Raw genomic sequence first — 14,781 nt, forward strand, 5'->3', positions numbered from 1 at the left:
GCGATCAGTTGTGTATAAGTCTGGTTAAAAGCTTGGATCAACCGGTATTTATCCACTGTATAAGGTTTGACGAGTTTTTGGGCTGTGCATAACCCTTCATTTTGATCCCAGCTTATACTGAGTGGGATCACCGATCATTCACAGGTAACGATCCTTTCTAATGTCTTGATCTTCAAAGCCGGATCCGGGTTATCCACAGAGAGGCACGATCCTAATAAGAGATCATAGTAAAAAAGATCTCTAAAAGAAAAAGATCTCTTAATAACAGTCAGGATCCCGACTCTTTCTCGATGGGCTAAAGTTGAGTAGAATCCACGGCCCGGCACCAATCCACTTTCTAACCGCTCAGGCGAGGCAAACCACCATGTTTTATCCGGATCCTTTCGACGTCATCATCATTGGCGGGGGTCATGCAGGCACTGAGGCCGCAATGGCCGCTGCGCGTATGGGTCAGCAGACCCTGCTTTTGACACACAATATCGACACCCTGGGACAGATGTCGTGCAACCCGGCAATCGGCGGTATTGGGAAAGGACACCTGGTAAAAGAAGTGGATGCGCTGGGCGGACTGATGGCAAAGGCTATCGATCAGGCAGGCATTCAGTTTAGGATACTAAACGCGAGCAAAGGCCCGGCCGTTCGCGCCACCCGTGCTCAGGCAGACCGCGTGCTTTACCGTCAGGCAGTGCGCACGGCCCTTGAGAATCAGCCGAACCTGATGATCTTCCAGCAGGCGGTTGAGGATCTGATCGTCGAAAACGATCGTGTCGTCGGTGCCGTGACGCAAATGGGCCTGAAGTTCCGTGCCAAATCTGTCGTACTGACGGTCGGCACCTTCCTCGACGGTAAAATTCATATCGGCATGGATAACTACAGCGGTGGTCGCGCAGGCGATCCGCCGTCGATTTCCCTTTCCCGCCGTCTGCGCGAGCTGCCGCTGCGCGTCAGCCGCCTGAAAACCGGGACGCCGCCGCGTATTGACGCGCGAACTATTGATTTCAGCGTGCTGGCGGAACAGCACGGCGACACGCCGCTGCCGGTCTTTTCGTTCATGGGCAATGTGGATCAACATCCGCGCCAGGTGCCGTGCTATATCACCTACACTAACGAAAAAACCCACGACGTGATCCGCAATAACCTCGATCGCAGCCCGATGTATGCCGGCGTGATCGAAGGGATCGGCCCGCGTTACTGCCCGTCGATCGAAGACAAAGTGATGCGCTTTGCGGATCGTAACCAGCATCAGATCTTCCTTGAGCCGGAAGGCCTGACCTCTAACGAAATTTACCCGAACGGCATCTCCACCAGTCTGCCGTTCGATGTGCAGATGCAGATCGTCCGATCCATGCAGGGCATGGAAAACGCGAAGATCGTCCGTCCGGGCTATGCGATCGAATATGACTTCTTCGATCCGCGTGACCTGAAACCGACGCTGGAAAGCAAATTTATCGCTGGCCTGTTCTTTGCCGGTCAGATCAACGGCACCACCGGTTACGAAGAAGCGGCCGCGCAGGGTCTGCTGGCCGGTCTGAACGCTGCCCGCTTCTCTGCCGAAAAAGAGGGCTGGGCGCCGGGCCGTTCCGAGGCTTATCTGGGCGTGCTGGTGGACGACCTGTGCACCCTGGGCACCAAAGAGCCGTACCGCATGTTCACCTCCCGCGCGGAATACCGTCTGATGCTGCGTGAAGACAACGCGGATATCCGTTTAACCGCGGCGGGTCGTGAGCTGGGCCTGGTGGACGACGAACGCTGGGCGCGCTTTAACGAGAAGCTGGAAAATATCGAGCGTGAACGCCAGCGCCTGAAAGATATCTGGCTGCACCCGCAGTCTGAAAAGATTGACGAAGTGAATACGAAGCTGAGCGCGCCGCTGTCCCGCGAGGCAAACGGTGAAGATCTGCTGCGTCGACCGGAAATGACCTATCGCGAGATGGTGCAGCTGTCGCCGTTTGCGCCGGGACTCAGCGATGCGCAGGCCGCCGAGCAGGTCGAGATCCAGGTGAAATACGAAGGCTATATTGCGCGCCAGCAGGACGAGATCGACAAACAGCAGCGTAACGAGAACACCGTGCTGCCTGCGACCCTGGACTACCGCCAGGTGAGCGGTCTGTCCAATGAAGTGATCGCCAAGCTTAACGATCACAAACCATCATCCATCGGTCAGGCATCGCGTATTTCCGGTATTACTCCTGCGGCAATCTCCATTCTGCTGGTGTGGCTGAAAAAGCAGGGTATGCTGCGCCGTAGCGCTTAATTCAACTTTACCCGCCCGGTAGCGCTGGCTTACCGGGCCTACAGAACCCGTAAGGCGGATTAGCGAAGCGCCACCCGCCGTTAAGTATCTAAACAGGTAATCACCGTGCTCAACAAACTCTCTCGTCTGCTGGATGAAGCCGATATTTCGCTCACCGATCACCAGAAAAACCAGCTGGTGGCCTATGTCGATATGCTGCACAAATGGAACAAAGCGTACAATCTGACCTCGGTACGCGATCCGAACGAGATGCTGATCCGTCATATTCTGGACAGCGTGGTGGTTGCGCCGCACCTGGCAGGTTCGCGCTTTATCGACGTGGGTACCGGACCAGGGCTGCCGGGGATCCCGCTGTCAATCGTCTTACCTGACGCGCACTTCACGCTGCTGGACAGCCTCGGCAAGCGGGTGCGTTTTCTGCGCCAGGTGCAGCACGAGCTTGGCCTGACTAACATCACGCCGGTGCAGAGCCGCGTTGAGGATTTCCCGGCGGAGCCGCCGTTTGACGGAGTGATCAGCCGTGCCTTTGCTTCCCTGAACGATATGGTGAGCTGGTGTCATCACCTGCCGGGGCAGGGGGGGCGTTTCTATGCGCTGAAGGGCCAGTTGCCTGATGATGAAATCGAAAAACTACCGGCAGACTTTGCGGTGGAATCGGTGATCAAATTGCGCGTTCCGCAACTGGACGGCGAACGTCATCTGGTGATGATTAAACCAAACAATATTTAATTTTTATCAAAAAATGTTAATTCCGTACTGTAGTGAATGTGTTAAAAATCAGCACGCAGAAACGGAATAAATCCCGTTAGGCTTAACCTTATTTTTACTGGGATTTTTCTGTTTGTTAACCTGGCATTTTTTGTTAACCGGCAAAATAATCAACCAGGGAAGTATATGTCTGCTAAAAATCAGTAATGCTTAACGTTTAGCGATGTTAAAAATTTATTAAGAATGTCAATAAAAGGTTTTTGTTGTATATGAAGCTGTTTTGGAAATAGTCGCAGTTATTCATCTTGAATATCAGAAAGATGGTGAGTGGGATTATTATGCTTCGATGAAAGAAGCTTAAACGCAAATGCGCAATTTGTGATCTGGTGCACGCTTTAGCATCAGGCTTTTCGCGCGATTGGCAATCCTGTTCGATGGTTCACACTTTACAAAAAAGTGGAAAAATAGCCCTCGAGAAATTTATTTAAACATTTATTCACCTTTTCGCTACTTATTGTTTGAAATCACGAGGCCGCACCGTATAATTTGCTCGCTTTTTGATGCTTGACTCTGAGCCTTAAAGAACGTTTTATACGACACGCGACATACCTCGTTGGGGGCAGGAGTAAAAAACGTGATGTCTTTGTCGCTCTTGAGTCGAAACGTTGCTCGTAAGCTTCTGTTCATTCAGTTCCTGGCAGTGATAGCAAGCGCATTGCTATTTTGCCTTAAAGACCCCTTCTGGGGCGTCTCCGCGTTATGCGGTGGGCTGGCAGTGGTACTGCCAAATATGTTGTTTATGATTTTTGCCTGGCGTCATCAGGCGCATACACCTGCTAAAGGCCGCATGGCCTGGTCCTTCGCCTTCGGGGAAGTGTTCAAGGTGTTGGCGACCTTTACCCTACTGGTGGTGGCGCTGGCGGTTTTGAAGGCGGTCTTTTTGCCGCTCATCGTCACGTGGGTTTCGGTGCTGGTTGTACAGATACTGGCACCCGCTGTAATTAACAACAAAGGGTAAGAGGCATCATGTCTGCAGGAGAAATCTCAACACCGCAGGAGTACATAGGCCACCATCTGAATAACCTTCAGATTGACCTGCGTACCTTTTCGCTGGTGGATCCGCATAACCCCCCAGCCACTTTCTGGACGCTTAACATCGACTCCATGTTCTTCTCGGTGCTTCTGGGTCTGTTGTTCCTCGTGATGTTCCGTAGCGTTGCCAAAAAAGCAACCAGCGGCGTTCCGGGAAAATTCCAGACGGCGATCGAGCTGGTCATTGGCTTCGTCAACGGCAGCGTGAAAGACATGTACCACGGCAAGAGCAAACTGATTGCTCCGCTGGCCCTGACGATTTTCGTCTGGGTATTCCTGATGAACCTGATGGATTTGCTGCCTATCGACCTGCTGCCGTATATCGGCGAGCATGTATTCGGCCTGCCGGCTCTGCGTGTGGTTCCGTCCGCTGACGTGAACATCACCCTGTCGATGGCGCTGGGCGTATTTATCCTCATTCTGTTCTACAGCATCAAAATGAAAGGCATTGGCGGCTTCACCAAAGAGCTGACCTTACAGCCGTTCAACCACTGGGCATTTATTCCTGTCAACTTAATCCTTGAAGGGGTAAGCCTGCTGTCTAAACCGGTATCACTCGGTCTGCGACTGTTCGGCAACATGTATGCCGGTGAGTTGATCTTCATTCTGATTGCAGGACTTCTGCCATGGTGGTCACAGTGGATCCTGAATGTGCCATGGGCCATTTTCCACATCCTGATCATTACGCTGCAAGCCTTCATTTTCATGGTTCTGACGATTGTCTATCTGTCGATGGCATCTGAAGAGCATTGATTTTACCAACACTACTACGTTCTAACTGAAACAAACTGGAGACTGTCATGGAAAACCTGAATATGGATCTGCTGTACATGGCTGCCGCTGTGATGATGGGTCTGGCGGCAATCGGTGCTGCGATCGGTATCGGCATCCTCGGGGGCAAATTCCTGGAAGGCGCAGCGCGTCAACCGGATCTGATCCCTCTGCTGCGTACTCAGTTCTTTATCGTTATGGGTCTGGTGGATGCTATCCCGATGATCGCTGTAGGTCTGGGTCTGTACGTGATGTTTGCTGTCGCGTAGTAAGCGTTGCTTGATTAAGCAATTTTTAGAACGTTAACCAGATAAGAGGCATTGTGCTGTGAATCTTAACGCAACAATCCTCGGCCAGGCCATCGCGTTTGTCCTGTTCGTTCTGTTCTGCATGAAGTATGTATGGCCGCCGTTGATCGCTGCCATTGAGAAACGTCAAAAAGAAATCGCTGACGGCCTCGCTTCTGCAGAACGAGCTAAAAAGGATTTGGACCTTGCACAGGCCAATGCGACCGACCAGCTGAAAAAGGCGAAAGCGGAAGCCCAGGTAATCATTGAGCAGGCGAACAAACGTCGCGCTCAGATCCTGGACGAAGCCAAAACCGAAGCAGAACAGGAACGTACCAAAATCGTTGCACAGGCTCAGGCAGAAATTGATGCTGAGCGTAAACGTGCTCGTGAGGAACTGCGTAAGCAAGTTGCTATCCTGGCTGTTGCTGGCGCCGAGAAGATCATCGAACGTTCCGTGGATGAAGCTGCTAACAGCGACATCGTGGACAAACTTGTCGCTGAACTGTAAGGAGGGAGGGGCTGATGTCTGAATTTGTTACGGTAGCTCGCCCCTACGCCAAAGCAGCTTTTGACTTTGCTGTCGAAACCCAAAGTGTCGATCGCTGGCAGAACATGCTGGCGTTTGCCGCAGAGGTAACGAAAAACGAACATATGGCGGAGATGCTTTCAGGTGCACTGGCACCGGAAACTCTCGCCGCGTCGTTCATCGCCGTTTGCGGCGAGCAACTTGATACCAACGGCCAGAACCTGATCAAGGTGATGGCTGAGAATGGTCGTCTGAGAGTGCTCCCGGATGTTCTTGAGCAGTTTGAGCACTTACGTGCCCTTAGTGAAGCTACCGCTGAAGTTGAAGTAACCTCGGCGACCGAACTGAGTGAAGAACAGCTTGCGAAGATTACCGCCGCGATGGAAAAACGTCTGTCACGCAAAGTTAAGCTGAATTGCAATATCGATAAGTCTGTAATGGCGGGCGTAATCATCCAGTCGGGTGATATGGTCATTGATGGCAGCGTACGCGGCCGTCTACAACGCCTCGCAGACGTCTTGCAGTCTTAAGGGGACTGGAGCATGCAACTGAATTCCACCGAAATCAGCGAACTGATCAAGCAGCGCATTGCTCAGTTCAGTGTTGTGAGCGAAGCTCATAACGAAGGTACTATTGTTTCTGTAAGTGACGGTGTTATCCGCATTCACGGCCTGGCCGATTGTATGCAGGGTGAAATGATCTCCCTGCCGGGTAACCGTTACGCTATCGCACTGAACCTGGAGCGCGACTCCGTAGGTGCAGTAGTGATGGGTCCGTATGCTGACCTCGCCGAAGGCATGAAGGTTAAATGTACTGGCCGTATTCTTGAAGTACCGGTAGGCCGTGGCCTGCTGGGCCGCGTGGTGAACACCCTGGGTGCGCCAATCGACGGTAAAGGTCCGGTTGATAACGATGGCTTCTCGCCAATCGAAGTTATCGCACCGGGCGTAATCGATCGTCAGTCCGTCGATCAGCCGGTACAGACCGGTTACAAATCCGTTGATGCCATGATCCCAATCGGTCGTGGTCAGCGTGAACTGATCATCGGCGACCGTCAGACCGGTAAAACCGCGATGGCTATCGATGCGATCATCAACCAGCGTGACTCCGGCATCAAATGCGTATACGTGGCAATCGGCCAGAAAGCGTCCACCATCTCTAACGTGGTGCGCAAACTGGAAGAGCACGGCGCGCTGTCCAACACTATCGTTGTGGTGGCTACCGCTTCTGAATCCGCTGCGCTGCAATACCTGGCTCCGTATGCCGGTTGCGCCATGGGCGAATACTTCCGTGACCGCGGTGAAGATGCGCTGATCGTTTATGATGACCTGTCCAAACAGGCTGTTGCATACCGTCAGGTTTCCCTGCTGCTGCGCCGTCCGCCAGGACGTGAAGCATTCCCGGGCGACGTGTTTTATCTCCACTCCCGTCTGCTGGAGCGCGCATCCCGCGTAAACGCGGAATACGTTGAGAACTTCACCAAAGGTGAAGTGAAAGGTAAAACTGGCTCCCTGACCGCGCTGCCGATCATTGAAACCCAGGCGGGTGACGTTTCTGCGTTCGTTCCGACCAACGTAATTTCTATTACCGATGGTCAGATCTTCCTGGAAACCAACCTGTTTAACTCCGGTATTCGTCCGGCGGTTAACCCGGGTATCTCCGTATCCCGTGTTGGTGGTGCTGCTCAGACCAAGATCATCAAGAAACTGTCCGGTGGTATTCGTACCGCGCTGGCACAGTATCGTGAACTGGCTGCGTTCTCTCAGTTCGCATCCGATCTGGATGAAGCTACCCGTAAACAGCTGAGCCATGGTCAGAAAGTGACCGAGCTGCTGAAACAGAAACAGTATGCCCCAATGTCTGTTGCACAACAGGGCCTGGTGCTGTTCGCGGCTGAACGCGGTTACCTCGAAGATGTGGAACTGGCGAAAATCGGTAGCTTCGAAGCCGCTCTGCTGGCTTACGTTGACCGTGACCACGCTCCGCTGATGCAAGAGATCAACCAGTCCGGTGGCTATAACGACGAAATCGAAGGCAAGCTGAAAGGCATCCTCGATTCCTTCAAAGCAACCCAGTCCTGGTAACGTCTGGCGGTCTGTCTTAGGGCAGACCGCAAGGCATTGAGGAGAAGCTCATGGCCGGCGCAAAAGAGATACGTAGTAAGATCGCAAGCGTCCAGAACACGCAGAAGATCACTAAAGCGATGGAGATGGTCGCCGCTTCCAAAATGCGTAAATCGCAGGACAGAATGGCGGCCAGCCGTCCTTATGCAGATACCATGCGCAAAGTGATTGGTCACCTTGCGAACGGCAATCTGGAATATAAGCACCCTTACCTGGAAGAACGCGACGTTAAGCGCGTGGGCTACCTGGTGGTGTCGACCGACCGTGGTCTGTGCGGTGGCTTGAACATTAACCTGTTCAAAAAACTGCTGGCGGAAATGAAAGTATGGTCCGATAAAGGCGTTCAGAGCGATATCGCGATGATCGGCTCTAAAGGCGTTTCTTTCTTCAATTCCGTGGGGGGCAATATTGTCGCCCAGGTGACCGGTATGGGTGATAACCCGTCCCTGTCCGAACTGATCGGCCCGGTAAAAGTGATGTTGCAGGCCTACGATGAAGGCCGTCTGGACAGGCTGTACATTGTCAGCAACAAATTTATTAACACCATGTCTCAGGTTCCGACCCTCACTCAGCTGCTGCCGTTACCGGCATCAGAAGACGGTGAGCTGAAGCAGAAAGCCTGGGATTACCTGTATGAACCCGATCCGAAACCGCTGCTGGATACCCTGCTGCGTCGTTACGTTGAGTCGCAGGTTTATCAGGGCGTGGTAGAAAACCTGGCCAGCGAGCAGGCCGCACGTATGGTGGCGATGAAAGCCGCGACCGACAATGGCGGCAGCCTGATTAAAGAGCTGCAGTTGGTATACAACAAAGCTCGTCAGGCCAGCATTACTCAGGAACTCACCGAAATCGTCGGTGGTGCATCCGCGGTATAACCAGGTTAATTCGTAGAGGATTCAAGATGGCTACTGGAAAAATTGTCCAGGTAATCGGCGCCGTGGTTGACGTCGAATTCCCTCAGGATGCCGTACCGCGTGTGTACGATGCTCTTGAGGTACAAAATGGTAACGAGAGCCTGGTGCTGGAAGTTCAGCAGCAGCTCGGTGGTGGTATCGTGCGTACTATCGCCATGGGTTCTTCTGACGGTCTGCGTCGTGGTCTGGAAGTAAAAGACCTTGAGCACCCGATTGAAGTACCGGTAGGTAAAGCAACACTGGGTCGTATCATGAACGTGCTCGGTCAGCCGATCGACATGAAAGGCGACATCGGTGAAGAAGAGCGTTGGGCGATCCACCGCGCGGCACCAAGCTACGAAGAACTGTCCAGCTCTCAGGAACTGCTGGAAACCGGCATCAAGGTTATCGACCTGATGTGTCCGTTCGCTAAGGGCGGTAAAGTCGGTCTGTTCGGCGGTGCGGGTGTGGGTAAAACCGTAAACATGATGGAGCTGATCCGTAACATCGCGATCGAGCACTCCGGTTATTCCGTGTTTGCAGGCGTGGGTGAGCGTACTCGTGAGGGTAACGACTTCTACCACGAAATGACTGACTCCAACGTTCTGGACAAAGTATCCCTGGTTTACGGTCAGATGAACGAGCCGCCGGGAAACCGTCTGCGCGTTGCGCTGACCGGCCTGACCATGGCTGAGAAATTCCGTGACGAAGGTCGTGACGTTCTGCTGTTCGTCGATAACATCTATCGTTATACCCTGGCCGGTACGGAAGTATCCGCACTGCTGGGCCGTATGCCTTCTGCGGTAGGCTACCAGCCGACCCTGGCAGAAGAGATGGGTGTGTTGCAGGAACGTATCACCTCCACCAAAACCGGTTCTATCACCTCCGTTCAGGCGGTATACGTACCTGCGGATGACCTGACTGACCCGTCACCAGCCACCACCTTTGCGCACTTAGACGCAACCGTGGTACTGAGCCGTCAGATCGCGTCTCTGGGTATCTACCCGGCCGTTGACCCGCTGGATTCCACCAGCCGTCAGCTGGATCCGCTGGTGGTTGGTCAGGAACACTACGACACCGCACGTGGCGTACAGTCCCTGCTGCAACGTTACCAGGAACTGAAAGACATCATCGCCATCCTGGGTATGGATGAACTGTCTGAAGAAGACAAACTGGTGGTAGCTCGCGCACGTAAGATCCAGCGCTTCCTGTCCCAGCCGTTCTTCGTGGCAGAAGTATTTACCGGTTCTCCGGGCAAATACGTCTCCCTGAAAGACACCATCCGTGGCTTTAAAGGCATCATGGAAGGCGAATACGATCACCTGCCGGAGCAGGCGTTCTACATGGTTGGTTCCATCGACGAAGCCGTGGAAAAAGCCAAAAAACTTTAACGCCTTAATCGGAGGGTGATATGGCAATGACTTACCACCTGGACGTCGTCAGCGCAGAGCAACAAATGTTCTCCGGGCTGGTCGAAAAAATCCAGGTAACGGGCAGTGAAGGTGAACTGGGTATTTTCCCAGGTCACGCCCCGCTGCTCACCGCCATTAAGCCTGGTATGATCCGCATCGTTAAACAGTTCGGTCACGAAGAGTTTATCTACCTGTCCGGCGGCATTATTGAAGTGCAGCCTGGCAGCGTGACCGTTCTCGCTGATACTGCTATTCGTGGCCAGGATCTCGACGAAGCGCGAGCTCTGGAAGCGAAACGTAAAGCAGAAGAGCACATTAAGAGCTCTCATGGCGACGTGGATTACGCTCAGGCGTCTGCGGAGCTGGCCAAAGCGATCGCGAAACTGCGTGTTATCGAGTTGACCAAAAAAGCGATGTAACACCGGCTTGAAAAGCACAAAGCCAGTCTGGTTGCCAGGCTGGCTTTTTTTATGCTTCCACGAGAATGGGTTGATAAATGAAATGGTGTTTCTTATTTTTTTGTGACTAACATCACAAAAATATTGATCGGTTAAAATTTGAGGTGTAGACTTATTTTTGTGAAGTAAGTCACATAAACGAATTCAACCGCCGGGAAAACATCATGAAACTGATTAACAAAATTATCGCTTTCTTCAACAACATGAACGTTTCTTTTGGTACTTTTAATCTGTAATCACGCAGTGCCGCCAATTAAAACGACAACCGCTGGTGGCGTGAACAGACATCAATAAAGGTCGCCCGAGGCGGCCTTTATGCTTTTAATAATCCAGTCAAAATATCCCCCGTTCGTACGGCTTCGCGCCCCGCTTAACTCCTCTATACTCACCTTTGCTGCTGTCAGCCTGGCTACGTTTTCTTTATTCATTCTGCGAAAAAATAAGTAAAACATCGGCATAACAACTTTACAGCCCGTGATATGTTCATTTTTTACGGTAAATGGCATCATGACGGCCGGAAAACGGGGCGCAGAAGGGGATTATTACCGGTCTGCTGGCATTTAATCTGCGACCCAATTCACGGCGAAAAAAATGTAGTATTTTCAATGTGAAAAAGTAAAAATTCACCCTCAAATTACAGTCAGGACGCGTATGTTGAACAGTGCTATGAGTGTGGTCATCCTTGCCGCTGGTAAAGGGACCCGCATGTATTCCGATCTTCCCAAAGTGCTGCACACCCTTGCAGGGAAAGCGATGGTCCAGCATGTCATTGATGCCGCGAATGAACTGGGCGCCAGCCGCGTTCATCTGGTTTACGGGCATGGCGGCGATTTGCTGAAGCAGACATTGCGCGACGATAAGCTGAACTGGGTGCTACAGGCTGAACAACTGGGCACCGGCCACGCCATGCAGATGGCCGCGCCCTATTTTGCCGATGACGAAGATATTCTGATGCTCTACGGCGATGTGCCGCTGATTTCGGTCGCTACTCTGCAACGCCTGCGTGACGCCAAACCGCAGAACGGCATTGGCTTACTGACGGTAAATCTCAGCGATCCGACCGGCTATGGCCGTATCACCCGCGAGAACGGCAAAGTGACCGGTATCGTGGAGCACAAAGATGCCACCGATGAGCAGCGTCAGATCCAGGAAATCAATACCGGCATTCTGATCGCCAATGGTGCAGACATGAAGCGCTGGCTGGCGAAACTGACCAACAACAATGCGCAGGGTGAATACTACATCACCGATATTATCTCGCTGGCTTATCACGAAGGGCGTGAAATTGCCGCCGTCCACCCGGAAAGGCTGAGCGAAGTGGAAGGCGTGAACAACCGCCTGCAGCTGTCCCGTCTGGAGCGCGTCTATCAGGCTGAGCAGGCTGAAAAGCTGCTGCTGGCAGGGGTTATGCTGCGCGATCCGGCGCGTTTCGATTTACGCGGCTCCCTGACCCACGGGCGCGATGTGGAAATCGATACTAACGTCATTCTCGAAGGTAACGTCACCCTGGGGCATCGCGTGAAGATCGGCGCAGGCTGCGTGATCAAAAACAGCGTGATTGGCGATGACTGCGAAATCAGTCCTTACAGCGTGGTGGAAGATGCTGAACTGGCCGCCGCCTGCACCATCGGCCCGTTTGCGCGTCTGCGTCCGGGTGCCGAGCTGCTGGAAGGCGCGCACGTCGGCAACTTCGTGGAAATGAAAAAAGCGCGTCTGGGTAAAGGCTCGAAAGCGGGTCATCTCACCTACCTGGGCGATGCGGAAATTGGCGATAACGTGAACATCGGCGCGGGCACAATCACCTGCAACTACGATGGCGCCAATAAGCATAAAACCATTATTGGCGATGACGTGTTTGTCGGCTCCGATACGCAGCTGGTGGCGCCGGTAACGGTAGCCAGTGGGGCAAGCATCGGCGCGGGCACCACGGTAACGAATGACATCGCGGAAAATGAACTGGTCATCAGCCGGGTACGTCAGACCCATATCAAGGGCTGGAAACGTCCGGTGAAGAAGAAGTAACAATGTGGCGGGTGGTGCTTCGCTAACCCGCCCTACGGTTTTCTGCCGGATAAACGTTAGTGCCATCCGGCAAACAGGGATGAGGAGATAAACATATATCTCCCGCCCACCAGCAGTAACCATAAAAATAACCCCACTCTCTACAAGGCTCGGGGCGCCCGATACGGGCAAAACAGGTCGGCGACAACGCATCATTATCAGGAAATTAACTATGTGTGGAATTGTTGGCGCAGTCGCGCAGCGTGATATTGCTGAAATCCTTCTCGAAGGCTTACGTCGTCTGGAATATCGTGGTTATGACTCTGCGGGACTGGCCGTCGTCGATAACGAAGGGCACATGACCCGTCTGCGTCGTCTGGGTAAAGTTCAGATGCTGTCTCAGGCTGCGGAAGAACATCCGCTCCATGGCGGCACGGGGATCGCACATACACGCTGGGCAACCCACGGCGAACCTTCTGAAGGGAATGCGCACCCGCATGTGTCTGAACACATTGTGGTGGTCCATAACGGTATTATTGAGAACCACGAGCCGCTGCGTGAAGTATTGCAGGCACGTGGCTATGTCTTTGCCTCCGAAACTGATACCGAAGTGATTGCTCACCTCGTTCACTGGGAGCTGGAGCAGGGCGGTACGCTGCGTGACGCCGTGTTACGTGCTATCCCCCAGTTGCGCGGTGCCTACGGCACGGTAATCATGGATACCCGTCATCCGGATACCCTGCTGGCCGCCCGTTCCGGCAGCCCGCTGGTCATTGGCCTCGGCATGGGCGAAAACTTCATCGCTTCCGATCAGTTAGCTCTGCTGCCGGTCACCCGTCGCTTTATCTATCTGGAAGAAGGCGATATCGCTGAAGTTACGCGCCGCAGCGTGACCGTATTCGATAAGTCTGGCCATGAAGTTACGCGCCCGGACATCGAATCTAATCTGCAATACGACGCGGGCGATAAAGGTATCTATCGCCACTACATGCAAAAAGAGATTTATGAGCAGCCGAACGCCATCAAAAACACTCTGACCGGGCGTATCAGCCACGGCGAAGTGGATTTAAGCGAGCTGGGCGCGAATGCCAATGACATGCTGTCACAGGTTGAGCATATCCAGATCGTCGCCTGCGGTACCTCGTACAACTCCGGTATGGTGTCACGCTACTGGTTTGAATCCCTGGCGGGCGTGCCCTGTGATGTGGAGATCGCCTCTGAGTTCCGCTACCGCAAATCCGCGGTGCGTCGCAACAGCCTGATGATCACCCTGTCCCAGTCCGGTGAAACGGCGGATACCCTGGCCGCGCTGCGTTTGTCGAAAGAGCTGGGTTATCTCGGTTCGCTGGCAATCTGTAACGTGCCAGGCTCCTCGCTGGTGCGTGAATCCGATCTGGCGATGATGACCAACGCCGGGACCGAAATCGGCGTGGCCTCCACCAAAGCCTTCACCACCCAGTTAACGGTGCTGCTGATGCTGGTGGCGAAGTTAAGCCGTCTGAAAGGCATGGATGCGTCCATTGAGCACGACATTGTGCATGGTCTGCAGGCGCTGCCGAGCCGTATTGAGCAGATGCTGTCGCAGGACAAACGCATCGAAGCACTGGCAGAAGATTTCTCTGACAAGCATCACGCGCTGTTCCTTGGCCGTGGCGATCAGTATCCGATCGCGCTGGAAGGCGCGCTGAAGCTTAAAGAGATCTCCTATATCCACGCTGAAGCTTATGCGGCGGGCGAGCTGAAACACGGCCCGCTGGCGCTGATTGACGCCGATATGCCGGTGATCGTGGTGGCACCGAATAACGAACTGCTGGAAAAACTGAAATCCAATATTGAAGAAGTGCGCGCCCGTGGCGGCCAGCTGTACGTCTTCGCCGATCGTGATGCCGGTTTCAACAGCAGTGACAACATGCACATTATCGAAATGCCGCATGTGGAAGAGGTGATCGCACCGATTTTCTATACCGTGCCGCTGCAGTTACTGGCCTATCACGTTGCGCTGATCAAAGGCACCGACGTTGACCAGCCGCGTAACCTGGCGAAATCCGTTACGGTTGAGTAAGTAAAACACAGCCCCGCCCGCAAAGGCGGGGCTTTTACCGTCTGCGCTGTTCTGTTTTTACACACATTTCCGCCGCCCTTCTTTATGACAAACTGTCATCTTCAGCTACTTTTTATCCTGTAATAAAAATAAAATGACGCTGTCATGCTCTGTTCATAAATCTTGTAATTATATGATTATAATGGTTTTAT

Annotated in this window: 13 protein-coding genes; all 13 read left to right on the top strand. The window is 53.2% G+C overall.

The window, feature by feature from the left end; all coding sequences use genetic code 11:
* Positions 1–364: 364 nt before the first annotated feature.
* The 13 genes from mnmG (at position 365) to glmS (ending at position 14,590) form a co-directional block, all read left to right on the top strand.
* A complete protein-coding gene (mnmG, locus tag ACQUTD_RS09800) occupies positions 365–2,254 on the top strand; it encodes a tRNA uridine-5-carboxymethylaminomethyl(34) synthesis enzyme MnmG (protein WP_072570865.1) in 1,890 nt (629 codons plus the stop codon).
* Between the two features lie 105 nt (positions 2,255–2,359).
* Positions 2,360–2,983 (top strand): 16S rRNA (guanine(527)-N(7))-methyltransferase RsmG, encoded by a 624-nt coding sequence (gene rsmG / locus ACQUTD_RS09805; protein WP_318362495.1) that lies wholly within the window; start codon positions 2,360–2,362, stop codon positions 2,981–2,983.
* Positions 2,984–3,599: 616 nt separating this feature from the next.
* On the top strand, positions 3,600–3,980 hold the full coding sequence (gene atpI, locus ACQUTD_RS09810) for a F0F1 ATP synthase subunit I (protein WP_088221278.1): 381 nt from the start codon (positions 3,600–3,602) through the stop codon (positions 3,978–3,980).
* Positions 3,981–3,988: 8 nt separating this feature from the next.
* Entirely contained in the window at positions 3,989–4,807 is an 819-nt protein-coding gene (atpB, locus tag ACQUTD_RS09815) for a F0F1 ATP synthase subunit A (RefSeq protein ID WP_072570870.1), read from the top strand.
* A 47-nt stretch (positions 4,808–4,854) separates the two neighbouring features.
* Complete coding sequence (gene atpE / locus ACQUTD_RS09820) at positions 4,855–5,094, top strand: F0F1 ATP synthase subunit C (RefSeq protein ID WP_000429386.1); 240 nt, start codon at positions 4,855–4,857, stop codon at positions 5,092–5,094.
* 58 nt (positions 5,095–5,152) lie between these two features.
* Complete coding sequence (atpF, locus tag ACQUTD_RS09825; RefSeq protein WP_072570872.1) at positions 5,153–5,623, top strand: F0F1 ATP synthase subunit B; 471 nt, start codon at positions 5,153–5,155, stop codon at positions 5,621–5,623.
* Between the two features lie 14 nt (positions 5,624–5,637).
* A complete protein-coding gene (gene atpH / locus ACQUTD_RS09830; RefSeq protein WP_072570874.1) occupies positions 5,638–6,171 on the top strand; it encodes a F0F1 ATP synthase subunit delta in 534 nt (177 codons plus the stop codon).
* A 12-nt stretch (positions 6,172–6,183) separates the two neighbouring features.
* Positions 6,184–7,725, top strand: coding sequence for a F0F1 ATP synthase subunit alpha (gene atpA, locus ACQUTD_RS09835; protein ID WP_072570876.1), 1,542 nt, complete (start codon positions 6,184–6,186; stop codon positions 7,723–7,725).
* 50 nt (positions 7,726–7,775) lie between these two features.
* Entirely contained in the window at positions 7,776–8,639 is an 864-nt protein-coding gene (gene atpG, locus ACQUTD_RS09840; protein ID WP_072570878.1) for a F0F1 ATP synthase subunit gamma, read from the top strand.
* Positions 8,640–8,665: 26 nt separating this feature from the next.
* A complete protein-coding gene (atpD, locus tag ACQUTD_RS09845; protein ID WP_006177559.1) occupies positions 8,666–10,048 on the top strand; it encodes a F0F1 ATP synthase subunit beta in 1,383 nt (460 codons plus the stop codon).
* Between the two features lie 20 nt (positions 10,049–10,068).
* On the top strand, positions 10,069–10,488 hold the full coding sequence (locus tag ACQUTD_RS09850) for a F0F1 ATP synthase subunit epsilon (protein WP_032615508.1): 420 nt from the start codon (positions 10,069–10,071) through the stop codon (positions 10,486–10,488).
* A 690-nt stretch (positions 10,489–11,178) separates the two neighbouring features.
* Positions 11,179–12,549: a bifunctional UDP-N-acetylglucosamine diphosphorylase/glucosamine-1-phosphate N-acetyltransferase GlmU gene (gene glmU / locus ACQUTD_RS09855; RefSeq protein WP_473275475.1), complete on the top strand. Its 1,371-nt coding sequence runs from the start codon at positions 11,179–11,181 to the stop codon at positions 12,547–12,549.
* 211 nt (positions 12,550–12,760) lie between these two features.
* Positions 12,761–14,590: a glutamine--fructose-6-phosphate transaminase (isomerizing) gene (gene glmS / locus ACQUTD_RS09860; RefSeq protein WP_072570881.1), complete on the top strand. Its 1,830-nt coding sequence runs from the start codon at positions 12,761–12,763 to the stop codon at positions 14,588–14,590.
* Positions 14,591–14,781 lie beyond the last annotated feature (191 nt).

The organism is Enterobacter sp. K510, assembly GCF_055804875.1.